This is a genomic window from Bacillus sp. NEAU-CP5, assembly GCF_026420705.1.
Taxonomy (GTDB): Bacteria; Bacillota; Bacilli; order Bacillales; family Bacillaceae; genus Bacillus; species Bacillus velezensis.
This window is the reverse complement of record NZ_JAPMOV010000002.1, coordinates 215472-240961: the sequence shown is the minus strand read 5'-3', so window position 1 is coordinate 240961 and position 25490 is coordinate 215472. Positions and strand designations below refer to the sequence as shown.

Annotated in this window: 29 protein-coding genes; 28 read left to right on the top strand and 1 reads right to left on the bottom strand. The window is 46.6% G+C overall.

Translation table 11 applies throughout. The annotated features are described in order from the left end of the window. Nucleotides 1-16 precede the first annotated feature (16 nt). From OTK50_RS06420 to fni, 4 genes are all read left to right on the top strand, one after another. On the top strand, nt 17-193 hold the full coding sequence (locus tag OTK50_RS06420) for a YpfB family protein (RefSeq protein WP_003153420.1): 177 nt from the start codon (nt 17-19) through the stop codon (nt 191-193). 78 nt (nt 194-271) lie between these two features. After that, a complete protein-coding gene (gene cmk, locus OTK50_RS06415) occupies nt 272-946 on the top strand; it encodes a (d)CMP kinase (protein ID WP_088461060.1) in 675 nt (224 codons plus the stop codon). A 226-nt stretch (nt 947-1172) separates the two neighbouring features. After that, entirely contained in the window at nt 1173-2321 is a 1149-nt protein-coding gene (gene rpsA / locus OTK50_RS06410) for a 30S ribosomal protein S1 (protein WP_007612259.1), read from the top strand. A gap of 14 nt (nt 2322-2335) precedes the next feature. After that, nucleotides 2336-3385, top strand: a complete 1050-nt coding sequence (fni, locus tag OTK50_RS06405; protein ID WP_063094910.1) for a type 2 isopentenyl-diphosphate Delta-isomerase — start codon at nt 2336-2338, stop codon at nt 3383-3385. Nucleotides 3386-3419: 34 nt separating this feature from the next. Here the strand turns inward: fni and OTK50_RS06400 are convergent, their stop codons facing one another. Continuing rightward, the gene (locus OTK50_RS06400) at nt 3420-3551 is read right to left on the bottom strand and encodes a YpzI family protein (RefSeq protein WP_003153429.1); all 132 of its coding nucleotides are present in this window, start codon (nt 3549-3551) and stop codon (nt 3420-3422) included. 75 nt (nt 3552-3626) lie between these two features. Between OTK50_RS06400 and OTK50_RS06395 the strand changes: the two genes are divergently transcribed. From OTK50_RS06395 to hisC, 24 genes are all read left to right on the top strand, one after another. After that, a complete protein-coding gene (locus OTK50_RS06395) occupies nt 3627-4229 on the top strand; it encodes a hypothetical protein (protein WP_012117870.1) in 603 nt (200 codons plus the stop codon). Between the two features lie 192 nt (nt 4230-4421). Beyond that, the gene (der, locus tag OTK50_RS06390; protein ID WP_003153433.1) at nt 4422-5732 is read left to right on the top strand and encodes a ribosome biogenesis GTPase Der; all 1311 of its coding nucleotides are present in this window, start codon (nt 4422-4424) and stop codon (nt 5730-5732) included. Between the two features lie 17 nt (nt 5733-5749). After that, nucleotides 5750-6787: an NAD(P)H-dependent glycerol-3-phosphate dehydrogenase gene (locus OTK50_RS06385; protein WP_003153434.1), complete on the top strand. Its 1038-nt coding sequence runs from the start codon at nt 5750-5752 to the stop codon at nt 6785-6787. Nucleotides 6788-7104: 317 nt separating this feature from the next. Further along, nucleotides 7105-7308, top strand: a complete 204-nt coding sequence (locus OTK50_RS06380; protein WP_003153435.1) for a DUF2768 domain-containing protein — start codon at nt 7105-7107, stop codon at nt 7306-7308. Between the two features lie 19 nt (nt 7309-7327). Continuing rightward, a complete protein-coding gene (locus OTK50_RS06375; protein ID WP_100001537.1) occupies nt 7328-8062 on the top strand; it encodes a hypothetical protein in 735 nt (244 codons plus the stop codon). Between the two features lie 185 nt (nt 8063-8247). After that, on the top strand, nt 8248-9726 hold the full coding sequence (gene spoIVA / locus OTK50_RS06370) for a stage IV sporulation protein A (protein WP_007409454.1): 1479 nt from the start codon (nt 8248-8250) through the stop codon (nt 9724-9726). Between the two features lie 374 nt (nt 9727-10100). After that, nucleotides 10101-10379 carry a non-specific DNA-binding protein Hbs gene (gene hbs, locus OTK50_RS06365; protein WP_003153447.1) on the top strand — a complete coding sequence of 93 codons (279 nt, stop codon included), beginning with the start codon at nt 10101-10103 and terminating at the stop codon, nt 10377-10379. A 186-nt stretch (nt 10380-10565) separates the two neighbouring features. Beyond that, on the top strand, nt 10566-11138 hold the full coding sequence (gene folE, locus OTK50_RS06360; protein ID WP_003153448.1) for a GTP cyclohydrolase I FolE: 573 nt from the start codon (nt 10566-10568) through the stop codon (nt 11136-11138). 20 nt (nt 11139-11158) lie between these two features. Next, nucleotides 11159-11386: a trp RNA-binding attenuation protein MtrB gene (mtrB, locus tag OTK50_RS06355; protein ID WP_003153449.1), complete on the top strand. Its 228-nt coding sequence runs from the start codon at nt 11159-11161 to the stop codon at nt 11384-11386. A gap of 156 nt (nt 11387-11542) precedes the next feature. Continuing rightward, complete coding sequence (hepS, locus tag OTK50_RS06350) at nt 11543-12298, top strand: heptaprenyl diphosphate synthase component 1 (RefSeq protein WP_015240105.1); 756 nt, start codon at nt 11543-11545, stop codon at nt 12296-12298. Between the two features lie 5 nt (nt 12299-12303). Then, nucleotides 12304-13005 (top strand): demethylmenaquinone methyltransferase, encoded by a 702-nt coding sequence (gene menG, locus OTK50_RS06345; protein WP_003153453.1) that lies wholly within the window; start codon nt 12304-12306, stop codon nt 13003-13005. Nucleotides 13006-13033: 28 nt separating this feature from the next. Beyond that, a complete protein-coding gene (gene hepT / locus OTK50_RS06340; RefSeq protein WP_003153454.1) occupies nt 13034-13996 on the top strand; it encodes a heptaprenyl diphosphate synthase component II in 963 nt (320 codons plus the stop codon). Nucleotides 13997-14116: 120 nt separating this feature from the next. Then, on the top strand, nt 14117-14563 hold the full coding sequence (gene ndk / locus OTK50_RS06335; RefSeq protein WP_007409456.1) for a nucleoside-diphosphate kinase: 447 nt from the start codon (nt 14117-14119) through the stop codon (nt 14561-14563). Between the two features lie 189 nt (nt 14564-14752). Then, nucleotides 14753-15523 carry a protein-glutamate O-methyltransferase gene (locus tag OTK50_RS06330; protein ID WP_025284932.1) on the top strand — a complete coding sequence of 257 codons (771 nt, stop codon included), beginning with the start codon at nt 14753-14755 and terminating at the stop codon, nt 15521-15523. 71 nt (nt 15524-15594) lie between these two features. Beyond that, nucleotides 15595-16767, top strand: coding sequence for a chorismate synthase (gene aroC, locus OTK50_RS06325; RefSeq protein ID WP_003153459.1), 1173 nt, complete (start codon nt 15595-15597; stop codon nt 16765-16767). Then, entirely contained in the window at nt 16767-17855 is a 1089-nt protein-coding gene (aroB, locus tag OTK50_RS06320) for a 3-dehydroquinate synthase (protein ID WP_015417725.1), read from the top strand. The genes aroC and aroB overlap by 1 nt, the downstream gene beginning before the upstream one ends. Continuing rightward, nucleotides 17852-18235, top strand: coding sequence for a chorismate mutase (gene aroH, locus OTK50_RS06315; RefSeq protein ID WP_003153463.1), 384 nt, complete (start codon nt 17852-17854; stop codon nt 18233-18235). Before aroB ends, aroH begins: the two co-directional genes overlap by 4 nt. A gap of 223 nt (nt 18236-18458) precedes the next feature. Next, nucleotides 18459-20006 (top strand): anthranilate synthase component I, encoded by a 1548-nt coding sequence (gene trpE, locus OTK50_RS06310; protein ID WP_224223639.1) that lies wholly within the window; start codon nt 18459-18461, stop codon nt 20004-20006. Continuing rightward, the gene (gene trpD / locus OTK50_RS06305; protein WP_015240102.1) at nt 19978-20994 is read left to right on the top strand and encodes an anthranilate phosphoribosyltransferase; all 1017 of its coding nucleotides are present in this window, start codon (nt 19978-19980) and stop codon (nt 20992-20994) included. The genes trpE and trpD overlap by 29 nt, the downstream gene beginning before the upstream one ends. Continuing rightward, complete coding sequence (trpC, locus tag OTK50_RS06300) at nt 20987-21739, top strand: indole-3-glycerol phosphate synthase TrpC (RefSeq protein WP_224223638.1); 753 nt, start codon at nt 20987-20989, stop codon at nt 21737-21739. Before trpD ends, trpC begins: the two co-directional genes overlap by 8 nt. A 4-nt stretch (nt 21740-21743) precedes the next feature. Then, complete coding sequence (locus OTK50_RS06295) at nt 21744-22397, top strand: phosphoribosylanthranilate isomerase (protein WP_044802150.1); 654 nt, start codon at nt 21744-21746, stop codon at nt 22395-22397. Then, entirely contained in the window at nt 22378-23580 is a 1203-nt protein-coding gene (trpB, locus tag OTK50_RS06290) for a tryptophan synthase subunit beta (RefSeq protein ID WP_224223637.1), read from the top strand. The genes OTK50_RS06295 and trpB overlap by 20 nt, the downstream gene beginning before the upstream one ends. Next, the gene (trpA, locus tag OTK50_RS06285) at nt 23573-24370 is read left to right on the top strand and encodes a tryptophan synthase subunit alpha (protein WP_014418254.1); all 798 of its coding nucleotides are present in this window, start codon (nt 23573-23575) and stop codon (nt 24368-24370) included. Before trpB ends, trpA begins: the two co-directional genes overlap by 8 nt. Before the next feature lie 11 nt (nt 24371-24381). Then, the gene (hisC, locus tag OTK50_RS06280; protein ID WP_007612228.1) at nt 24382-25464 is read left to right on the top strand and encodes a histidinol-phosphate transaminase; all 1083 of its coding nucleotides are present in this window, start codon (nt 24382-24384) and stop codon (nt 25462-25464) included. Nucleotides 25465-25490: the final 26 nt, after the last annotated feature.

The window sequence follows — 25490 nt, the reverse complement described above, 5'->3', positions numbered from 1 at the left end:
ATGGAGGTGCGCGTGTATGAAAACGTTTGAACGTCTGCTGGTCAAATTGGTCTGCATTCAGCTTATCATTTTGGGCGCGGTGCAATTTTTGCTTCATTATCAGCCTATTGAACCTTATATTTCGAAAGCTGTGAAATATGAGGGAGTTGATAAAATGGAGAAAAAAGAATGGATTGAAACGGTAAAGCGGTAAATCAGCTCAATTTTTTCGCCCCTTTTCCGGCAGTTCATGATACAATCCATAGAGGAGTAAAGAGCAAGGAGAGAGATTATGGACAAGAAATTATCAATTGCGATCGACGGGCCGGCCGCTGCCGGAAAAAGCACCGTTGCTAAAATAGTGGCTGAGAAAAAATCATATGTGTACATTGATACAGGAGCGATGTATCGTGCCATTACATATACGGCGCTCAAGCAGAATGCCGATTTAACTGATGAAGCCGCGCTTACAGAGCTGCTGAAGCGTACGGAAATTGAGCTTGTATCCGCTCCGGAAGGACAAATCGTTCTGGTAAACGGAGAAGATGTGACAGATGAAATCCGAAAAGACGAAGTCAGCAACCAAGTATCAATCGCCGCCAAGCATAAAGGCGTCAGAGAAGAAATGGTCAAAAGACAGCAGCAGCTCGGACAAAAAGGCGGTGTCGTCATGGACGGCCGTGATATCGGTACTCACGTGCTGCCTGATGCCGAAGTGAAAATTTTTCTGCTCGCGTCCGTAGAGGAAAGAGCGAAGCGCCGATATGAAGAGAATAAGAAAAAAGGCTATGACGTGAATTACGAGACGCTCATTGAAGAAATTGCCAGACGCGACAAGCTCGATTCAGAGAGGGAAGTTTCCCCGTTGCGCAAAGCGGAAGACGCGATTGAAATCGATACGACGTCACTCAGCATTGCCGAAGTCGCGGGAAAAATTCTGGAGATCGTCGAACAGAAATCACGTTAACTTCGGGCGGAGCGCTTTATAATTTTTTTCGAAAGACAAGATGTTATTGCTTGACAAACCAGTCCATTTATTAGAAGTTAATACTAATAAAACTTTTTATTGATCATTCAAAATCTTTTTGGATGATTCTTTAATACATATTCGGCTGAAAAGCGGACATTCACATGTTCAGCTTTCAAACCGTATTAATTAAGCTGTGTAGGTTTGGACCAAGGAGGTTATTCAAATGACAGAGGAAATGAATCAAATTGATGTTCAAGTGCCAGAGGTTGGAGATGTAGTAAAAGGGATTGTGACAAAGGTAGAGGACAAGCATGTAGATGTCGAAATTGTCAATGTCAAACAGTCCGGAATCATTCCAATCAGTGAATTATCAAGTCTTCATGTAGAGAAAGCATCGGATGTCGTAAAAGTTGACGACGAGCTTGACCTGAAAGTAACAAAAGTGGAAGACGATGCTTTGATTTTATCTAAACGTGCCGTTGATGCTGACCGCGCTTGGGAAGACCTTGAAAAAAAATTCGACACAAAAGAAGTGTTTGAAGCTGAAGTGAAAGATGTGGTGAAAGGCGGTCTCGTCGTTGATATCGGCGTTCGCGGCTTCATTCCCGCATCACTTGTCGAAGCTCATTTCGTCGAGGATTTCACTGACTATAAAGGGAAAACCCTCTCTCTTATCGTCGTTGAACTCGACCGTGATAAAAACCGGGTGATTCTGTCACACCGGGCTGTAGTGGAAAAAGAACAGACAGCCAAAAAGCATGATTTTCTCCAAACGCTTGAGGTTGGAAGCGTGCTTGAAGGAAAAGTGCAGCGTCTGACTGATTTCGGCGCATTTGTCGACATCGGCGGAATTGACGGGCTTGTTCATATTTCGCAGCTGTCTCATTCACACGTCGAAAAACCGTCTGACGTGGTGGAAGAAGGTCAGGACGTAAAAGTGAAAGTACTGTCCGTAGACCGCGATAACGAGCGTATTTCTTTATCTATTAAAGAAACGCTGCCGGGACCTTGGAGCCAGGTCGGCGAAAAGGTAAAACAGGGAGATGTGCTTGAAGGAAAAGTGCAGCGCCTTGTAAGCTTCGGCGCCTTCGTTGAAATTCTTCCGGGCGTGGAAGGACTTGTGCACATTTCGCAAATTTCCAATAAACATATCGGAACGCCGCATGAAGTGCTTGAAGAAGGACAGACTGTTAAAGTGAAAGTGCTTGACGTAAACGAAAGCGAAGAGCGCATTTCCTTAAGCATGCGTGAGCTTGAAGAAGCGCCGAAAGCCGATCAGGAGGACTTCCGCCAATACCAGGCGAAAGAAGAGCCGAGCACCGGCTTCCAGCTTGGCGATTTAATCGGAGACAAGCTTAATAAATTAAAATAAATTGGTGATAAAACGTGACACGAGCAGAACGAAAAAGAGAACATATAAATCATGCGCTGTCTACCGGCCAAAACCGGGAAACGGGGCTTGATGATATTACGTTTGTTCATGTCAGCCTACCGAACCTAGCATTGGAAAAAGTGGATATATCAACGAAAATCGGCGGACTCACTAGCAGTTCGCCGATTTTTATCAATGCGATGACAGGCGGCGGCGGACAGCTTACATACGAAATTAACAGATCGCTGGCAAGAGCTGCGCGCAAAGCCGGCATGCCGCTGGCTGTCGGTTCGCAAATGTCAGCTTTAAAAGATCCCTCTGAACGGTGTTCTTACGAGATCGTCAGAAAAGAGAATCCGGACGGGCTGATATTTGCCAATTTAGGCAGCGAGGCGGATGCCGAGCAGGCGAAAAGGGCAGTTGATATGATTCAAGCAGATGCCCTCCAGATACATTTAAATGTGATTCAGGAGATCGTCATGCCAGAGGGTGACAGAAGCTTTACTGGTGCTCTCGGCCGTATTGAGCGGATTGCGGCGGAAGCGGGAGTGCCCGTTTTTGTCAAAGAAGTCGGCTTCGGAATGAGCAGGGAATCGGCACGGCAGTTATTTGATGCTGGCGCAGCAGCAGTTGATGCCGGCGGATACGGCGGTACGAATTTCTCTAAGATTGAAAATATGCGCAGAGAGAAGGCGCTTCAATTTTTTAATACGTGGGGAATTTCCACTGCCGCAAGCTTAGCGGAAATCCACTCGCTCTCCGCTGATCAATCAATTATCGCATCCGGCGGGCTGCAAAGCGCCCTGGATGTCGCCAAATCGATTGCCCTCGGCGCTTCCAGCGCGGGAATGGCGGGCACTTTCCTGAAAGCTCTCACCTCTAAAGGAGAAGAGGGCCTGTTTGACGAGATGATGGCGCTTTTGCAAGAGCTGAAAATGATTATGACCGTCCTCGGATGCCAATCGGTTGCCCAATTGCAAAAGGCGCCTTTGGTCATAAAAGGTGACACACATCACTGGCTTTCTGAACGGGGGATTGACACGTCCCGTTTCAGCAGACGTTAAAAGGCATGCGGACCCGCATGCCTTTTTCTGTTTTTTACGATTTTCTTTTTCGGAATTCCCCGTTTTGCTCAAGGCTTGTCGCTCCTTTATGGTGAATCGAATCATCGCGATCAGATTCCACCCGGCGGGAGGCTTTCAGTTTTTTCTCCTGTCTGTCTTTTCCCATCCTTATCCGCTCCTTTCAGGTATATTGGTTTAAAAAATGCGTTCCCGCTCCATACTGATCAGAGGAGGAGCGATTATGGAACCGTTTTATTATTACTGGTCAATGTGGTTTTTATGGATACTTGCGACTTTTATTTTTGCTAAAACAAAAAGCCGTTTTTACGTATCAGTCTTTATTTTGACTAATATGATGGCAAGCATACATCAGATTACGGCTTATTTTACGCTGAACGCGGCATATGTCATGTTTTTTGCTGCGGCATTTGTTTATGCGGGAAGCCTCGGCATGCATAAACGGCTCCGTAATATTGTGATTCATCTGACGGCGGCTGCGGCGTACGGCTTTATTTTTCTTTTTGCATTATATGATCCTGTTTGGTTTATCATAAAACCTGAATGGGCGGCGGTTATACTGCTTACCGTTATTACGCTTTCCGTTGAGGGGCGGTTCCCTGAGAGGCTTTGTCTTTTTGTTCTCGGCATGTGCCAGGGGGAGCTGTTGTATGCTGCGGTCATCCGCAACATTGCGGGTGCGGCAGCCGTCGGAGATTATAAGTGGCTTTCAGGCTGTTCGGCGGGAGTGATTCTGCTCGTCGGGCTGACTACATATGAACAGCTTGCGGCGCGCATCAGCCAAAAAAGCAAAAAGCAGGGCAAAGGAGCGACAAAAATGTCTTGAAAACAGACGGAGACTGTTACATGAATGCGAAACATTTTGAAGAATACATTGTGATCTCAGTGAAAACTGATATAATAAATGAGTTAAGCCCTTCTGTTTGAAGGGTTCTTTTCATAGCGAAGATGATTTTTAATAACCGGTTGAACAATTTTTTGTGAAAATGTAAGCGGCTGGATTGAAAGGAAGGGTACTATGGGTAAACCTGTCGTAGCCATTGTCGGAAGACCGAATGTGGGAAAATCCACAATCTTTAACCGGATTGCGGGTGAAAGAATTTCAATAGTAGAAGATACCCCCGGAGTGACGCGGGACCGGATATACAGTTCGGCGGAATGGCTGAATTATGATTTTAACCTGATTGATACGGGCGGAATTGATATCGGAGACGAACCGTTTCTGACACAGATCCGCCAGCAGGCTGAAATCGCCATGGACGAGGCTGATGTGATCATCTTTATGGTGAACGGCCGCGAAGGTGTGACGTCTGCTGATGAAGAAGTGGCAAAAATACTGTACCGGACGAAAAAACCGGTCGTATTAGCCGTTAATAAATTAGATAATACCGAAATGAGAGCGAACATCTATGACTTTTATGCGCTCGGCTTTGGAGAACCGTATCCGATTTCGGGCACACACGGTTTAGGATTGGGAGATTTGCTCGATGCTTGTGCCGAGCATTTTAAAAACATTCCGGAGACGAAGTACAGTGATGATGTCGTTCAATTCTGCCTGATCGGCCGCCCGAATGTCGGAAAATCATCCCTTGTCAATGCGATGCTCGGCGAAGAGCGGGTTATCGTGAGCAACGTAGCCGGAACGACTAGAGACGCAGTGGATACGGCGTTCACCTACAATCAGCAGGAATTTGTAATCGTTGACACGGCGGGAATGAGAAAAAAGGGTAAAGTATATGAAACAACAGAAAAATACAGTGTGCTTCGGGCGTTAAAAGCCATTGACCGCTCAGACGTCGTCGGCGTTGTGCTGAATGCAGAAGAAGGCATCCTTGAACAGGACAAGCGGATCGCCGGATACGCCCATGAAGCCGGGAAAGCCGTCGTTATTATCGTAAACAAATGGGATGCCGTTGATAAAGACGAGCGCACGATGAAAGAATTTGAACAGAATATTCGGGAACATTTCCAATTTCTCGATTATGCACCGGTGCTGTTTATGTCGGCACTGACGACAAAGCGGATTCATACACTCATGCCTGCGATTATTAAAGCGAGTGAAAACCACTCTCTCCGCGTGCAGACAAATGTCTTAAATGATGTCATCATGGATGCGGTCGCCATGAATCCGACTCCGACGCACAACGGCTCCCGTCTGAAAATTTACTATGCGACTCAAGTCGCTGTTAAGCCGCCGAGCTTCGTTGTTTTTGTCAACGATCCGGAATTGATGCATTTTTCTTATGAACGCTTTTTAGAAAACCGAATCCGGGACGCTTTCGGATTTGAAGGTACGCCAATTAAAATATTTGCAAGAGCAAGAAAATAAAAAGGTGTGATACAGAGATGAAAAAAGTGGCAATGCTTGGAGCGGGAAGCTGGGGCACTGCACTTTCTTTAGTGCTGGCTGATAACGGACATCAAGTCATGATGTGGGGACACCGTGCCGAATTGATCGATCAAATCAACGAACTGCATGAAAACAAAGATTACCTGCCGGGGGTGGAGCTATCAAGTTCTATCATCGGTACAGCTGATTTAAGCGAGGCTTTAAAAGGAGCTGACTTCATCATTGTGGCAGTTCCGACAAAAGCCATTCGGGAAGTGCTGAAAAAGGCTCTGCCGTACATCCCGAAACAATCGATTTTTGTTCATGTCAGCAAGGGAATTGAGCCGGATTCGCTTCTCCGCATTTCAGAATTAATGGAAGAGGAGCTGCCTGAGGAGTACAGAAAAGACATCGTCGTGCTTTCAGGGCCGAGCCACGCTGAGGAAGTCGGATTAAGACACCCGACGACTGTTACATCATCTTCAAAAAATATCAAGGCTGCAGAAGCGGTTCAGGATTTATTCATGAACCAGCATTTCCGCGTCTATACCAATCCGGATATGATCGGTGTGGAAATAGGGGGAGCGTTAAAGAATATCATCGCTCTTGCAGCGGGGATTACAGACGGATTGGGATACGGAGATAATGCAAAAGCGGCCTTAATCACCCGAGGTCTTGCTGAAATCGCCAGACTCGGCACAAAGATGGGCGGAAATCCGCTCACCTTTTCCGGCCTGACCGGCGTAGGCGATTTAATCGTGACGTGTACAAGCGTTCATTCCCGAAACTGGCGCGCCGGCAACCTGCTCGGCAAAGGATATAAGCTGGAAGCTGTCCTGGATAAGATGGGGATGGTTGTTGAAGGCGTGCGGACGACGAAAGCTGCGTATCAGCTGTCTCAAAAATACCAAGTGAAAATGCCGATCACAGAGGCGCTTCATCAAGTATTATTTAACGGGCAGAAGGTAGAAACGGCCGTAGAATCCTTAATGGCCAGAGTGAAAACCCATGAGATGGAAGACTTGGTCAACACATTCGAAAACCGGGTGAAGTGACAATACCATGCCGTCAGCATATTCTGAAGTGACGAAAGTCCAAAACGCAGAACTCTCCGGCTGAAATCGCTTAAAACATTTGCTGATTTAGGCAGAAGAGGATGCAGACGTATGCATCTGCGCATACTATAGCATCGAAGTCCAAGAGAGTGTATCTCAGACGTACAGGTGAATATAGTCAACTTGACTGAAGCAAAGTCCCCCTCTTTGCTTCAGTTTTTTTGTTTTTCAATAGATGGAAAACCTGTTGATCTTTTCAACATTTGTATATTAAAATGAAATATAACGCTTACAATGATGGGACGGGGGGCACGAACGTGAGTGTGGCATTGATGAAAATGTGGTTTGCGCTTGGTGCTATGGGATTAATGTTTGTTGCAGTGGCCTCTATTTATGTCAGCAGGTACAAAGTGAAAAACAAACTGATAAAAGCAGCGGTTTCTTCACTCGCTTATGCCTGCATGGTCATCTCGGGATTGATCGTGTTAATGGTCGTTTTCAGCGGGCCTGTCAATGAATAAAGCAAAAAGGGGGCGCGGAATGCATAAGTTAAAAATGGCCGTCATAACGGCAATGGCGGTGCTCCTGCTGTCCGGCTGTCTGTACCCTGAAGCGGAAAAAACTGAAAATAAAGTATCTTACAAACATCAGCTTCAGCAGGTGCAAGCGGCAGTGGATGAATTTAAAAAGGCGAACGGCGGACTTCTGCCGATTCAGACAAAAGATATGAAAACACCGCTCTATCAAAAATATCCGATAGATTTTAAGCGGCTCGCGCCCAGATACATAGAGGAGCCGCCGGCCTCAGCTTATGAAAGCGGGGGAATGTACCAATACGTGCTTGTCGATGTGGAACATAAGCCGACCGTCAAGCTGGTCGATCTCCAAATGGCGGAAGCAATCCGCGACATGAAGCTGCGTGTCAAAATGTATCAGGAAAAGCATACATATCCTCCCTATGAGGACGCCGTTTCAAAAGGGCTGTTCACTTTAAATAAAAAAAAGCTCGGCACGAAAGACTCTCCTTCAGTCAAAAGTCCGGTTTCAGGCACGTCTCTGCCGCTTTTAATCGGTGCTGACGGAGAAATCTATGCCGACTATCGCGTCGATCTCGCCCGCTGCCTGAAGGAAAACAAAAAGAAAATCAAACCGGGCGCGGAAATTCAAGATATTTTATGGAAAGAGACTCCTTTCGTCCCGGCCTTTTCAGTCACATACACCGTAAATGAAAAACAGGAACCCGTTTTTTTAGAAAGTCAAACGAAACAGGAATGAACCTTTTTCCCGCGCATACAAATAGGGAGAAAGGTTTTTTTGATTTTGATAGAAAAGACTGCCTGAAAATTTTCTAAAGATGTCATATTGAAATAGGACAACGTCATACACATATAGTGTCCTGTATTTGATTGGAGAATGGTGAATGAAAAATGATAAGGATAGGAAGTCCGGGAGGGGATCACTTGGAAAAGGTCGATATTTTCAAGGATATCGCTGAACGAACAGGGGGCGATATATACTTAGGAGTCGTTGGCGCTGTCCGTACAGGGAAATCTACATTCATTAAAAAATTTATGGAGCTCGTGGTGCTCCCGAATATCAGCAATGAGGCCGATCGAGCGCGGGCGCAGGATGAGCTTCCGCAAAGCGCAGCAGGAAAAACGATAATGACCACAGAACCAAAATTTGTCCCGAATCAAGCCATGTCCGTTCATGTCGCGGAAGGACTTGATGTCAACATCCGTCTTGTGGATTGTGTGGGATATACGGTTCCCGGGGCGAAGGGATATGAGGATGAAAACGGCCCGAGAATGATCAATACACCTTGGTACGAAGAACCGATTCCCTTTCATGAGGCAGCGGAAATCGGTACGAGAAAAGTCATCCAGGAACACTCCACAATCGGGGTCGTCATTACGACAGACGGCTCAATCGGCGATATTGCGCGGGGCGATTACGTGGAAGCGGAAGAAAGAGTCATCGACGAGCTGAAGGAAGTCGGCAAACCGTTTATTATGGTCATCAACTCGGTAAAACCGTACCACCCGGAAACAGAAGCGCTCAGAGCTGAATTAAGCGCGAAATATGATATTCCCGTCCTCGCCATGAGTGTTGAAAGCATGCGGGAAACAGATGTGTTAAGCGTCCTCAGAGAAGCGCTTTACGAGTTCCCTGTGCTGGAAGTCAATGTCAACCTTCCGAGCTGGGTCATGGTGCTGAAAGAAAATCACTGGCTCAGAGAGAGCTACCAGGAATCAGTGAAAGAAACCGTAAAAGATATTAAACGCCTGCGCGATGTCGACCGGGTTGTCGGCCACTTCAGTGAATTTGAGTTTATTGAAAGCGCCGGTCTGGCCGGAATCGAACTTGGCCAGGGTGTCGCAGAAATTGATTTGTATGCGCCGGATCATTTATATGACCAGATTTTAAAAGAAGTTGTCGGTGTTGAAATCCGCGGGAAAGACCACCTGCTTGAATTAATGCAGGACTTCGCCCACGCGAAAAAAGAATATGATCAGGTATCAGATGCGCTGAAAATGGTGAAACAGACCGGCTACGGCATTGCCGCCCCGGCCTTAGCCGATATGAGCCTTGATGAACCGGAAATCATCAGACAGGGATCAAGGTTCGGAGTAAGGCTCAAAGCGGTCGCTCCGTCCATTCATATGATCAAAGTGGATGTGGAAAGTGAATTCGCGCCGATCATCGGGACGGAAAAACAAAGTGAAGAACTTGTCCGTTACTTAATGCAGGACTTTGAAGATGATCCGCTTTCTATCTGGAACTCCGATATTTTCGGCAGATCATTGAGCTCTATCGTAAGAGAAGGAATCTCCGCAAAACTGTCACTCATGCCGGAAAATGCGAGATATAAACTGAAAGAAACGCTGGAGAGAATTATTAACGAAGGCTCAGGCGGCCTGATCGCCATTATTTTGTAAGCTGAAGGACCTCTTCCTGAAACGGGGGGTCTTTTTTTATTCTTTTTAGATACTGGAAATCAATCAAGGATTAGGAGGAAAAAAGCAAAAAAAGGAATATTTGTTCGGTAAAACACGTGAAAACCTTGACGAGCAAGGGATTGAGGCTTTAAAATGCTTGATATGGCTTTTTATATGTGTTACTCTACATACAGAAAATCTTCACTTTGTTGGACAAACATTCCTCAAAGTGTCTGTTTTCTTTTGAAAAGCCGTTTACTTGTCTGTTCTTCCCTGCTTTGATTTTTTATCAGACAGGTTTAGAATCAGGCTGAACTGTGAAGAAATGATAATAAACTGCTGATTTGATACCCTTTTGGGAGGAGGTGAAAGGCATGAACAAGACAGAACTAATCAATGCGGTTGCTGAAGCAAGCGAATTGTCTAAAAAAGACGCTACAAAAGCAGTTGATTCTGTTTTTGATACGATTTTAGATGCACTTAAAAACGGTGATAAAATCCAACTGATCGGTTTCGGTAACTTTGAGGTGCGCGAGCGCTCTGCACGTAAAGGACGTAACCCGCAAACTGGTGAAGAAATCGAAATCCCTGCAAGCAAGGTACCTGCTTTCAAACCAGGTAAAGCTCTTAAAGACGCTGTTGCAGGAAAATAATTGTGAATATAGATCGTGTATGCATCTGATACATACACTTTGTTTCTTCACAGAAAAGCCCCTTGATAAAGGGGCTTTTCATATTTAAGCAGCCTCGGTCACCGGGCAGGACTTTCGTTTTGCTTTTGGCGCGGCAAATGTGCTAGAATCGAAATTAAATGTATTCAATGGTGGAGGACACAGACAATGAAAGAAGTTAATAAAGAACAGATTGAACAGGCGGTTCGCCAGATTTTAGAGGCGATTGGAGAAGACCCGGACCGGGAAGGGCTTTTAGATACGCCGAAACGCGTGGCGAAAATGTACGCGGAAGTATTCTCGGGATTAAATGAAGACCCGAAAGAACACTTTAAAACCGTTTTCGGAGAAGACCATGAGGAGCTTGTTCTTGTAAAAGATATCGCGTTTCATTCCATGTGTGAACATCACCTTGTTCCTTTTTACGGAAAAGCGCATATTGCCTACATTCCGCGCGGCGGCAAAGTGACGGGCCTGAGTAAATTGGCGCGGGCGGTGGAAGCCGTCTCAAAACGCCCGCAGCTGCAGGAGCGCATCACTTCAACGATTGCAGAAAGCATCGTAGAGACCTTAGATCCCCACGGCGTCATGGTTGTCGTCGAGGCTGAGCATATGTGCATGACAATGAGGGGCGTAAGAAAGCCAGGTGCAAAAACAGTGACTTCCGCTGTAAGAGGTATTTTTAAAGATGACGCAGCGGCGCGTTCCGAAGTGTTAGAACATATTAAACGTGCGGATTAATAATGATAGAGGGTGCAGATATGAATTCAAAGCATTCAAGTGATTTTGTCGTCATTAAAGCGGTCGAGGACGGCGTGAACGTCATCGGTTTAACGAGAGGAACGGATACGAAATTTCACCATTCCGAAAAACTGGACAAAGGCGAAGTGATTATCGCTCAGTTTACTGAGCATACCTCTGCCATCAAAGTGAGAGGCAACGCCCTCATCCAGACCGCTTACGGAGAAATGAACAGCGAAAAAAAATAAGCCGGCTGTTTCCCGCTTTTGCCAAATGCCCGCAAACGGCGGGAGAATACAGCCAATTTCTTTTTTTTATGCTATAATGATACCTGCGTATAATAATGACGAGTAAATCTCATACATATTAGAATAAATGTGAATTTGGGGACAAGGGTGATATTTTTGCAAGACATCTACGGAACTTTAGCGAATCTAAATATGAAATTAAAACAAAAGCTGTCTCATCCTTATTTAGCGAAACATATTTCTGCGCCTAAAATCGATGAGGATAAGCTTCTTCTTTTTCACGCTTTGTTTGAAGAGGCGGACATTAAGAACAACGACAGAGAAAATTACATAGTAACTGCGATGCTTGTCCAAAGCGCCCTTGATACCCACGATGAAGTGACAACAGCCAGAGCGTTAAAGCGAGACGAAAATAAAAACCGGCAGCTCACCGTGCTTGCCGGCGACTATTTCAGCGGACTGTATTATTCGCTTTTATCTGAAATGAAGGATATCTATATGATTCGGACGCTCGCTACGGCAATTAAAGAAATCAATGAGCATAAAATCCGTCTGTACGATCGGTCTGTCAATGACTTGAATCAATTGATCGAAAGCATGGCGATTGTGGAAGCGGCCCTGTTTCACAGAGTGTCAGACCACTTTAATCTTCCGCGCTGGAAAGAGCTGGCGAGTGATTTTTTTGTATATAAGCGGCTGATGAACGGCAATGCTATATTTCTCGATGTCATCGGCAATATTGTAAAGTCAGGGAAATCAAAGGCTGACATAATGGAAGATAGCTTCCGAAAGGCAAAGCAAAGCATTGAAACGCTGCTGCCGCTCAATTCACCAATCCAAAACCTCATGCTGAACCGGCTTAAAGCGATCAGCCAGGACAAAACATATCATCAGAAAGTGGAAGAAGGGTAATCAACATGCAGGAGTCAAAAGAACAGCGCGTACACGGCGTGTTTGAAAAAATCTATAAAAATTATGACCAAATGAACTCTGTTATCAGTTTTCAGCAGCATAAAAAGTGGCGCGATAAAACGATGCAGATCATGAATGTAAAAGAAGGCGCAAAAGCGCTTGATGTCTGCTGCGGAACGGCTGACTGGACGATTGCCCTCGCAGAAGCGGCCGGAAAAAGCGGCGAAATCAAAGGACTGGATTTCAGCAAAAATATGCTGAGCATCGGTGAGAAAAAAGTGAAAGAGGGCGGTTACAGCCAAATTGAGCTTTTGCACGGAAATGCGATGGAGCTTCCTTTCGCTGATGATTCTTTTGATTTTGTCACCATCGGCTTCGGGCTGCGAAACGTTCCCGACTATCTGACCGTGCTGAAAGAAATGCGGCGGGTCGTCAAACCGGGCGGGCAGGTCGTATGTCTGGAAACATCCCAGCCGGAAATGTTCGGATTCAGACAGGCATATTTTCTTTATTTTAAATACATCATGCCTTTCTTCGGAAAAATGTTTGCGAAGAGCTATAAAGAATATTCTTGGCTTCAAGAATCGGCAAGAGAATTTCCCGGTATGAAAGAACTTGCGCGTCTGTTTGAAGAAGCGGGCCTGACGAATGTCAAATACCATTCGTTTACCGGCGGAGTGGCCGCTACGCATATCGGTTGGAAATGATGAATATACAGATGTTTGGGTGAATGATATGAAATTTAAAATGGCCTATTCTTTTTTAAATGACGATATTGATGTGATCGAAAGGGAGCTTGAGCAAACGGTGCGGTCAGACTATCCCTTGCTGAGTGAAGCCGGGCTCCACCTGCTCCAGGCGGGCGGCAAGCGGATCCGCCCTGTTTTCGTATTGCTTTCCGGCATGTTCGGCGACTATGACATTAATAAAATAAAATATGTTGCGGTGACGCTGGAAATGATTCATATGGCGTCCCTCGTGCATGACGACGTCATTGATGACGCCGAGCTGCGGAGGGGAAAACCGACCATCAAAGCCAAGTGGGACAACCGCATCGCCATGTATACCGGTGATTATATGCTTGCGGGCTCACTTGAGATGATGACGAGATTGGATGAGCCGAAAGCCCACCGGATCCTGTCCAAAACCATCGTAGAAGTATGCCTCGGAGAAATTGAACAGATCAGAGATAAATACAATATGGAGCAAAACCTCAGAACCTATTTGCGCCGCATCAAACGGAAAACGGCTCTTCTCATTGCCGTCAGCTGCCAGCTCGGCGCCATCGCTTCGGGAGCTGATGAGAAGATTCACAAAGCATTATATTGGTTCGGCTATTACGTGGGCATGTCCTATCAGATTATTGACGACATTCTTGATTTCACTTCAACGGAAGAGGAACTGGGAAAACCGGTCGGAGGGGATCTGCTGCAAGGAAATGTCACTCTGCCCGTTTTGTATGCACTCCGTCAGCCTGAATTGAAAAATCAGCTGAAATTAATTAACAGTGAAACAACACAGGAGCAGCTCGCCCCCATTATTGAAAATATTAAACGCACAGACGCGATAGAAAAATCAATGGCCGTCAGTGACAGGTACTTAAAAAAAGCGTTTGAAAAACTGAACACACTGCCGAGAGGACGTGCGCGCTCATCATTGGCCGCCATCGCCAAATATATCGGCAAACGGAAATTTTAAATTCCTTTTACGAACAAGATGTGAACATTCTCCGCCCTGGATTGATTAATTGTCAGAAAGATGTTACGATTTCGGTGTGCAACTTGAAAGCCTATACATAATGATGGGGTGGAGAATCTTATGGAAAAAACTTTTATCATGGTAAAACCGGACGGCGTACAGCGCCAGCTGATCGGAGAGATTTTATCCAGATTTGAGCGTAAGGGCTTACAATTGGCAGGAGCCAAGCTAATGCAAGTTTCAGAACAGATGGCTGAAAACCATTATGCTGAACATAAAGGGAAGCCGTTTTTCGGCGAGCTTGTGGAATTCATTACATCAGGACCCGTATTTGCAATGGTATGGGAAGGGGAAAATGTAGTAGAGATCACAAGACAGCTGATCGGAAAAACGAACCCGAAAGATGCACTGCCCGGCACAATCCGCGGTGACTACGGCATGTTTGTCGGCAAAAATATCATTCACGGTTCAGACTCCTTAGAAAGCGCTGAGAGGGAAATTCACATTTTCTTTAAACAGGAAGAGCTTGTACCGTATCAAAAATTAATGGCCGACTGGGTGTACTAAACCGTCAGCCTTTCTTTTTCTCGTATTATGAAAAGGTTTACATCATTTATGAAAGACAGAGGCTGCGCTGCCCTGTCTTTTCGTTTCTCACAAATCAGCCCGCGGGCTGATTTTTTTATTGAAATCGTACAATTTCGACAGAAAACAGGCTATACTAGGACAAAAGACAGCGAGATTGGGAGAGAAGCAATGGAGCCTTACGACATTTTTATCACCAAGTGGAAACAAATAACCGGCGTTGATTTATCTTTATACAAAGAAGCACAGATGAAAAGGCGGCTGACGTCCCTTTATGAAAAGAAGGGGTTCAGAGATTTTCAGGAATTTGCCGCCGCTTTGGAAAAGGACAAGCTTTTATTAAACGAAACATTGGACAGAATGACGATCAATGTTTCTGAATTTTACCGAAATTATAAACGGTGGGAAGTTCTTGAAACCTCAATTCTCCCATTAATAAAGCATAACAAACCGTTAAAAATATGGAGTGCGGCCTGTTCAACGGGAGAGGAGCCCTATACTTTGGCGATGATTCTCAATCAGCAGACGGGACTGGCCGGATTTGAAATATTGGCGACAGATATTGATGAAAAGGCGCTAAGCAAAGCCAAGCGGGGCATCTATCAGGAACGCTCGCTGCAAGAGGTGCCGGCTTCCGTGAAAAGCCGTTATTTCACCAAGCAGGCTGACAACAGTTATCAAGTAAAACAAGAGATTCAGAAAAACATCCGGTTTAAGCGGCACAACCTGCTTGCCGACAGCTATGAACAGGATTTTGATCTGATTGTCTGTCGCAACGTCTTTATTTATTTTACTGAAAAAGCAAAAGAAGAGCTGTATGTGAAAATGGCGGGCAGTCTGAAAAAGAACGGAATTCTGTTTGTCGGCAGTACAGAACAGATTTTCAGCCCGGAAAAATTCGGCCTTGAGAGCACTGATACATTTTTTTATCAAAAAAGATAGAAGACATTTAATGAAAACTTGTGGTATAGTTTTACTTAAAAGCGTTAATGCGATGAAGGGAGAAGAAAGAAATGAGATACTTAACAGCCGGAGAATCACACGGTCCGCAGCTGACGACAATTATAGAAGGTGTGCCTGCGGGGCTTTATATAACTGAAGAAGACATTAATTTTGAGCTTGCCAGACGTCAAAAAGGGCACGGCCGCGGACGCCGCATGCAGATTGAAACGGACAGAGCGAAGATCACAAGCGGCGTGCGGCATGCCCGGACACTCGGTTCACCGATCGCGCTCGTTGTAGAAAATAAAGACTGGACTCACTGGACAAAAATCATGGGCGCCGCACCGATTACAGAAGAAGAAGAAAGTGAAATGAAACGCCAGATTTCAAGACCGAGACCGGGACACGCAGATTTGAACGGTGCTATTAAGTATAATCACCGTGATATGAGAAATGTGTTAGAACGATCTTCCGCGCGTGAGACAACGGTTCGCGTGGCTGCCGGAGCCGTCGCTAAAAAGATTTTAGCGGAGCTTGGCATTAAAGTCGCCGGACATGTCCTGCAAATCGGCAGCGTAAAAGCAGAGAAAACCGATTACACATCCATTGAGGATCTCAAACGGGTAACGGAAGAATCACCGGTCAGATGCTACGATGAAGAAGCAGGCCGTCAAATGATGGCAGCCATTGATGAAGCGAAGGCAAACGGCGACTCGATCGGCGGAATCGTTGAAGTGATCGTCGAAGGTATGCCGGTCGGTGTCGGAAGCTATGTCCACTATGACCGTAAGCTGGACAGCAAGCTCGCTGCTGCCGTTCTGTCGATTAACGCGTTTAAAGGCGTAGAGTTCGGCATCGGTTTTGAAGCGGCCGGCAAAAACGGCAGTGAAGTTCATGATGAAATCGTATGGGATGAAGAGAAAGGCTATACACGAGCCACAAACAGGCTCGGAGGATTAGAAGGCGGTATGACGACGGGAATGCCGATTGTCGTCCGCGGCGTTATGAAACCGATCCCTACTTTGTACAAGCCGCTGAAAAGCGTCGACATTGAAACGAAAGAACCGTTTACAGCGAGCATTGAACGTTCAGACAGCTGCGCGGTTCCGGCAGCAAGCGTAGTGGCTGAAGCAGCAGTGGCCTGGGAAATCGCAAATGCAGTCGTCGAACAATTCGGGCTTGACCAGATCGACCGCATTAAAGAAAATGTTGAAAACATGAAAAAACTATCGAGGGAATTCTGATGAAAGAGCTTGAGGTTCGGACAGCTTCCTCCGCATATCCCGTGTATATCGGTGAAGGCATAAGGAAACAGGCCGCTGCCCTTTTGTCTTCACTGAACAGGCCGCTGACAAAGATCCTTCTCATCATCGATGCTGAAGTTGACCGGCTTTACGGTGATGAGATGTTCCGGCTTTTAAACGAAACATGGCCCGTGAAAAAAGTGATCGTTCCAAGCGGAGAAGAAGCGAAGTCTCTAAAAGAGTATGAACGGATTCAAACGGAAGCGATCGCTTTCCATATGGACCGCTCCTCATGTATGATCGCCTTCGGAGGCGGCGTGACGGGTGATTTGGCCGGCTTTTGCGCAGCAACTTTTATGCGCGGAATTGATTTCATTCAAATGCCGACGACACTGCTTGCCCATGACAGCGCGGTCGGCGGCAAGGTGGCCGTCAACCATAAACTCGGAAAGAACTTAATCGGCGCGTTTTATCAGCCGAAAGCGGTGATTTACGATACGGAGCTACTGAAAACCCTGCCGGAACAAGAGCTGAGATCGGGTATGGCTGAAGTGATCAAACACGCGTTTATCGCCGATCATGCTTTTTTAGAAAAACTTCTCACGTTTGACACGTTGCAAGGACTGACAAGCGCTGAGCTGAATGAAATGATTTATAAAGGAATTTCAATCAAATCGGCCGTCGTGCGTGAGGACGAAAAGGAAGAGGGGATAAGAGCTTTTCTGAATTTCGGCCATACGCTCGGCCATGCCGTTGAGGCGGAATACGGCTACGGCCGGATTACACATGGAGATGCGGTCGCCCTCGGCATGCAGTTTGCCCTTTACGTGAGTGAACAGGTTGCGGGTTGCAAGATGAACAGGAAAGAACTCACACAATGGCTGATTGGGCTCGGCTACCCGGGAAGCATCAGACAAGATATTGAAACGCCGGTTCTCTCCGCCCGGATGATGAATGATAAAAAAACGCGCGGAGGCATGACACAGTTCATCGTGTTAAAAGAATTAGGCGAAGCGCGGGACTGCATGCTTTCAAAAGATGAGCTCGAAAATTTGCTGAACAAATGGCGAATGGAGGAAACAGCATGATGATACGCGGCATTCGCGGAGCAACAACGGTGGAACAAGACACCGAACAAGAAATTTTAGAAAAAACACAGCAGCTGCTTGAAAAAATCATTGAACAAAATGGATGCAAGCCGGAAGACGTTGTACAGATCCTGTTATCCGCCACGCCTGATATCCATTCCGTATTTCCGGCAAAAGCGGTCCGCCGCCTTTCCGGGTGGCAGTACGTCCCGGTGACGTGCATGCAGGAAATGGATGTCACCGGCGCTCTGCAAAAGTGTATCCGTGTCCTGATGACGGTTCAGACGGATACGCCTCAGGATGAAATCAAGCATGTCTATTTAGAAAAAGCCGTTGTGTTAAGGCCGGATTTATCATTGACAAAAAATACTGACATGTAATACGATAAACAAAGCTTAGAAATACACAAGAGTGTGTATAGAGCTGGTAAGTAAGATATTGAACAGTTGAGTTTAGAATAGGGTAGCAGAGAATGAGTTTAGCTGAGCTGAGATAAACACGTTTTTATTCTGCCCAAAAGAAGCCTTTCTTTTGGGTTTATTTCTTATACGCAAGACTCCTCTCACTCTTCATCTCATTCTCCTTACCGTAAGGAGGAGAATCATGAATTTACAATCGGATGTTTCTTTATTTTTAAAGGACAGTCTGACACACTGCACCATTCCAATCGCAGAGACTTTTACGGTCGACACGATCACACCCATTCAGATGGTTGAAAAACTGGACAGAAACATTACGTATCTTTTAGAAAGCAAGGATGAGTCGTCAAGCTGGTCGAGATACTCTTTTATCGGCCTCGATCCTTTTATCACGATTAAAGAGAGTCATAACACATTCACTGCCGCTGATCCAAACGGGCATACGCTGTTTGAAGGCGGAGAATTAAAAGCCGTGCTTGATTGGATGAATGAGAGCTTCCGCATTAAAACACCTGAGCTTGATATCCCATTTTCGGGAGGGGCGGTCGGTTATCTGAGCTATGACATGATTCCTTTGATTGAGCCTTCCGTGCCAAGCCACGCGAAAGTAACAGATTTCGAAAAATGCATGCTGTTTGTCTGCCGGAAAATCATCGCGTACGACCACGAAACGAAACAAGTGCATTTCATTCAGTATGCGGAGCTTAACGGCCGGGAGACGGAGGAAGAAAAGCGGGCCGTTTTTAAAGAAAATTGCGCGGAGCTTCGTAAGCTTATCGGTATTTTGACAGAATCGAAAGATATGAAAGAGCCGTTTTTTTCTAAAGAAACGTTTGACACGCCAAGTTTTGCCGATGTGACATCCAATTATACGAAAGAAGAGTTTATGGCCGGTGTTAATAAACTGAAAGAATATATAAAAGCGGGAGACATTTTTCAAGGGGTGCTTTCGCAAAAGTTTGACATCCCGGTATCCAGGCATTCATTTGAGCTGTACAGGGTGCTCCGCATCGTCAATCCTTCACCTTATATGTACTATATCAAACTGCCTGACAGAGACATTGTTGGGAGTTCGCCTGAACGTCTGATCCGCGTGCATGACAGGCACCTGGAAATTCATCCGATTGCCGGAACGAGAAGAAGGGGCGCCGGAAACGAAGAGGACGAACGCCTGAAAAAAGAGCTGATGAATGACGAAAAAGAAAAAGCTGAACATTACATGCTTGTCGATCTTGCGCGCAATGACATCGGCAGAGTTGCGGAGTACGGTTCCGTAGCCGTTCCGGAATTCACAAAGGTCGTTTCTTTTTCACATGTGATGCACATCATCTCTGTTGTAACCGGCCGTTTAAAGCAGGGCATCCATCCCGTTGACGCGCTGATGTCGGCATTCCCGGCAGGAACACTCACGGGCGCTCCGAAAATCCGCGCGATGCAGCTTTTAAATGAATTAGAACCGACTTCCAGAGAAACCTACGGCGGATGTATCGCTTATATCGGATTTGACGGGTCAATTGATTCGTGTATTACCATCCGCACCATGAGTGTCAAAAACGGTACGGCGTCGGTGCAGGCGGGCGCGGGAATAGTCGCCGATTCCGTCCCGGAAGCCGAATATGAAGAGAGCTGTAACAAAGCGGGGGCGCTTTTAAAAACGATTCAAATCGCAGAAGACATCTTTTCTGGCGGGGAGGAGAAGACGGATGAACAAATTTCTGCAATCGTGCGTTAATGGCCGTACGCTGAAAACCGGAGAAGCCGAAAAGCTGATGGAAATGATGATGAACGGGGACATGTCGCAGTCTGAGATCGGCGGGATTTTATCGGTATTAGCCCACCGAGGTGAAACGGCGGAGGAGCTTGCCGGATTTGTAAAAGTGATGCGGGCGCGGGCACAGACATCAGGTGGCTTGGCGGATGTCGTTGATACGTGCGGAACAGGCGGAGACGGGATTTCTACGTTTAACATATCCACGGCAGCGGCAATTACAGCTTCTGCCGCCGGAGCTAAAGTTGCCAAGCACGGAAATCGCTCCGTTTCGTCTAAAAGCGGCAGCGCGGATGTGCTGGAAAAGCTGGGGGTTTCCATTCAAGCCACTCCAGACAGCGTCAAACGCAGCATTGAAATGAAACAAATGGGGTTTTTGTTTGCGCCGCTGTTTCATTCGTCAATGAAGCACGTCGCCGCCGCAAGAAAAGAGCTTGGCTTCCGAACCGTATTTAATCTGCTGGGCCCGCTCAGCAACCCGCTGCAGGTGAAGCGGCAGGTGATCGGCGTCTATTCATTTGATAAAGCGCGCCTGATGGCAAGCGCTCTGGAACAATTTGATGTCAGACACGTCATGCTTGTGTCGGCCCGTGACGGATTAGATGAATTGTCCATCTCAGCACCGACCGATATCATTGAACTGAAAAACGGTGAACGTCTGGAATATTCCGTTTCACCTGAACAATTCGGTTTTACAGAAGGTTCACTAAAGGATATTCAAGTGAGTTCATCGGAAGAAAGCGCGCTCCTCATTCAGAATATTTTTGCAAATAAAGCTCCGTCATCCGCTCTGCATATTACCGCCTTAAATGCGGGCGCGGCCATTTATACGGCAGGTCTTGCAAACGATCTGAAAGAAGGAACGAAAACCGCCTTAGAAGCGATTCAAAACGGAGATGCCAAAAGGCAGCTCGAACGTCTGAAACAGAAAGAGGAAGAAATGTATGCTTGATCAAATCATTCAGCAGAAAAAAGAAGAAATCAAATCCATCGTGCTGCCGGAAACCTGTCAAATTGAACGGAGATCCTTTAAAAAAGCGCTCCTGAACCCGAACCGTTTTATCGGGCTGATTGCCGAAGTGAAAAAAGCTTCGCCGTCTAAAGGATTGATTAAAGAGCATTTTGTTCCGGAAACGATTGCGGCGGATTATGAAGCGGCTAAAGCCGACGCCCTTTCGGTTCTCACGGATACCCGTTTTTTTCAGGGGAGAAATCAATTTCTGACAGATGTTAAACAAACCGTGTCTCTTCCCGTGCTGAGAAAAGATTTTATTATTGATTCCCTTCAGGTGGAGGAATCGTTCAGGATCGGCGCCGATGCCATTCTGCTGATCGGGGAAGCGCTGGAACCTTCAGAGCTTCATGAGCTTTATCTGGAAGCCCGCGAGAAGGGCATGGACGTTCTCGTTGAAATCCATGATGAAACTGTGCTTGAACGGATTTTACAAGTGTTTCAGCCGGACATTCTCGGCATAAACAACCGGGACTTAAAAACGTTCCGTACTTCTGTTTCGCAAACGGAAAAAATAGCGCAACTTGTACCGGACGGCTGCCTGCTGGTCAGTGAAAGCGGCATCGGTTCTTTGGCTGACCTGCAATTCGTCAACAAGCACGGGGCGCAGGCTGTATTGGTCGGAGAATCCTTAATGAGAGAGGATTCGCAGCAAAAGGCGATCTGCGGACTGTTCGGGGAGTGACGATATGAAAAAGCCTGAGTTAAAGTACTGCGGAATACGATCGAAGCGTGATTACGAACTTGCGGCAGCTTCAGAAGCGGACTATCTGGGATTTATTTTTGCCGCAAGCAAACGGAGAGTAACGCCGGATGAGGTCCGGAAATGGAAAGAGCAGGTTCGGACAGACAAGAAACATGTCGGAGTATTTGTAAATGAAACGATAGAAAACATTGCGCAAATCGCCTCTGATCTGGCACTTGACGCCATCCAGCTTCACGGTGATGAATCGCCTGAGGATGCCCGCCGCCTCCGCCCGGTTGTGCGCTCGGAGATATGGAAAGCGCTCCATCACGGGGAAGGGACGCTTCGTCAGATGACTCAATTTGCACCTGCTGTCGACGGCTATGTCATTGATTCTTCAGTAAAAGGAATGAGAGGCGGCACGGGAATCGCGTTTTCATGGGCCCGTGTCCCCTTGTACCGAAAGCAGGCTCAAAATGCAAACAAGCGCTGTTTTATCGCGGGCGGCGTTAATCCTGGAACGATTACAGGCTTACTGAGATCGCGTCCGTGCGGTATAGATCTTGCCAGCGGAATTGAAAAAAACGGACAAAAGGATCAAACACTGATCCGGCTTTTAGAAGAAAGGATGAATCACTATGTATCCATATCCAAATGAAATCGGAAGATACGGCGAATTCGGCGGCAAATTTGTCCCTGAAACATTGATGCGGCCCCTTGAGGAAATCGAAACGGCTTTCACAGAATTAAAGAATGATCCCGTTTTCCATGCCGAATATAAAAAGCTATTGTTTGATTACTCCGGAAGACCGACCGCATTAACGTTCGCAGACAGGGTGTCAGAGTATTTGGGAGGGGCGAAAATCTATCTGAAAAGAGAAGATTTAAACCATACCGGCTCTCATAAAATTAACAACGCGTTAGGTCAGATTCTGCTTGCCAAAAAGATGGGCAAAACGAAAATCATCGCCGAAACCGGTGCGGGACAGCACGGTGTGGCTGCCGCGACAGCCGCCGCAAAATTCGGCTTTAAGTGTACGGTTTTTATGGGTGAAGAAGACGTTGCGCGCCAGTCGCTGAACGTATTCCGGATGAAACTGCTCGGCGCGGAAGTGGTGCCGGTCACAAGCGGAAACGGCACGCTGAAAGATGCGACGAATGAGGCAATCAGGTATTGGGTCCAGCATTGTGAAGATCATTTCTATCTTATCGGTTCTGTAGTGGGTCCGCATCCATATCCGTATATCGTTCGCGAATTTCAGAAAATCATCGGCGAGGAAGCGAAAGAGCAGCTCCGCCGGGTTGAAGGAACGCTCCCGGATAAGGTTGTTGCATGTGTCGGCGGCGGAAGCAATGCGATGGGCATTTTTCAGGCCTTTTTAGACGAAGATACTGAGCTGATCGGCGCCGAGGCTGCCGGAAAAGGAATTGATACACCGCTGCATGCGGCAACGATCGCAAAAGGGACGCTCGGGGTGATTCACGGTTCAATGACCTATTTAATACAAGATCAATACGGGCAGATTATCGAACCGTATTCTATTTCAGCAGGCCTTGATTACCCGGGGATCGGCCCTGAGCACGCCTATCTGCATAAAAGCGGCCGTGTAACGTACGAAAGCGTGACAGACGATGAAGCGATTGCCGCGTTACGTCTGCTTTCTGAAACAGAAGGTATTCTTCCGGCTATTGAATCTGCCCACGCTCTGGCAAAAGCGTTTGAAATGGCAAAAGACATGGATAAAGACAAAATCATTCTCGTCAGTTTGTCGGGAAGAGGAGATAAAGATGTTCATACGCTGATGAATGTTTTGGAAAAGGGGGTGGAGACACATGTTTAATCTGCGAGATTCTGAAAAATTATTTATCCCTTTTATTACAGCTGGCGATCCGCTTCCTGACATTTCTGTTGAGCTGGCAATATCATTGCAGAATGCAGGCGCTTCTGCCCTTGAAATCGGCGTTCCTTACACAGATCCGCTTGCGGACGGACCCGTCATACAACGGGCTTCAAAACGGGCTCTGGAAAACGGAATGAATATCGTAAAAGCAATTGAACTTGGCGGCAAAATGAAAAAAAACGGCGTTCATATTCCAATTATCCTCTTTACGTATTATAATCCTGTGTTACAATTAGAAAAAGAATACTTTTTCGCTTTACTGCGGGAAAACGACATAGACGGTCTGCTTGTACCCGACCTTCCATTAGAGGAAAGCGCCCTTTTGCAAATGACATGCAAAAAGGAGAACATCGCTTATATCTCACTGGTTGCGCCGACAAGTGAAGACCGTTTGAAAATAATTACTGAACAGGCCAGCGGCTTTGTGTATTGTGTATCCTCTTTAGGAGTGACGGGCGTACGCAGCGAATTCGATCCGTCTGTATACTCTTTCATACGTAAGGTGAAAGAATTCAGCTCTGTTCCGGTGGCGGTCGGTTTTGGCATTTCAAACCGCAAACAGGTTGACGGGATGAATGAAATATCTGACGGTGTCGTTGTCGGCAGCGCGCTTGTCAAAAAAGTTGAAGAGCTTAAAACAAAGCTTGTGAATCCCGGAACAAGAGCTGATGCGCTTCTTGAATTTGAAGAATACGCAAAGACGTTCGGACGACTGTACAGTGTAAAATGAGGTGACTGGATTTGCAGATTAAAGAACAGCTGCGGCAGCTGAAACCGTATCAGCCGGGCAAACCAATAGAAGAAGTGAAAATGGAATACGGGCTTGAGAAAGTAGTAAAACTCGCTTCTAACGAAAATCCGTTCGGCTGTTCACAGGCCGCTAAAGATGCGCTGCATCAGGAGATTGAGCAGCTTGCGCTGTATCCCGACGGTTACAGTGCCGCTTTGAGAACGCGGCTCAGTGAGCATCTGCAGGTCAGTGAATCTTCTATCATTTTCGGCAACGGCTCTGATGAGCTTGTGCAGATTATCTGCCGTTCTTTATTAAATGATCAGGCAAACACGATTACCGCCGCCCCGACTTTCCCGCAATACAGACACAATGCGGTGATTGAAGGCGCTGAGGTGCGCGAGGTGCCGCTCCGCAGTGACGGCGCTCATGATTTGGATCGGATGCTGGAAGCAATTGACGGCAAGACGAAAGTCATATGGGTATGCAACCCCAATAATCCGACGGGGACATATACTTCTGAGCAAGAGCTAATCGCCTTTTTAAACAGAGTTCCCGAGCATATACTCGTTGTACTTGATGAAGCGTACTACGAGTATGTCACGGCGGAAGATTACCCAGAAAGCATTCCGCTTTTAAAGCAATATGCGAATGTCATGATCCTCCGCACCTTCTCTAAAGCGTACGGACTTGCCGCGCTGCGCGTCGGATACGGCATTGCGGACGAAGCGCTGATCCGCCAGATTGAACCGGCGAGAGAGCCATTCAATACGAGCAGAATCGGTCAGGCTTCGGCACTGGCAGCGCTTGATGACCAGACATTTATTCAGGAATGCGTCGAGAAAAATAAAGCAGGCCTTAAGCAGTATTATGATTTTGCGGAAACTCACGGATTAACTTGTTATCCTTCACAAACCAACTTTGTGCTCATTGATTTTAACCGCCCGGCGGATGAACTGTTCCAAGCCCTGTTGGAAAAAGGATATATCGTCCGCTCAGGACAGGCGCTCGGATTTCCGACAGCGTTAAGGATTACGGTCGGTACGAAAGAGCAGAATGAGGAAATTCTCACAATTTTAGCTGAAATATTATAAGAGGTGATCAAGCATCACCTCTTTGC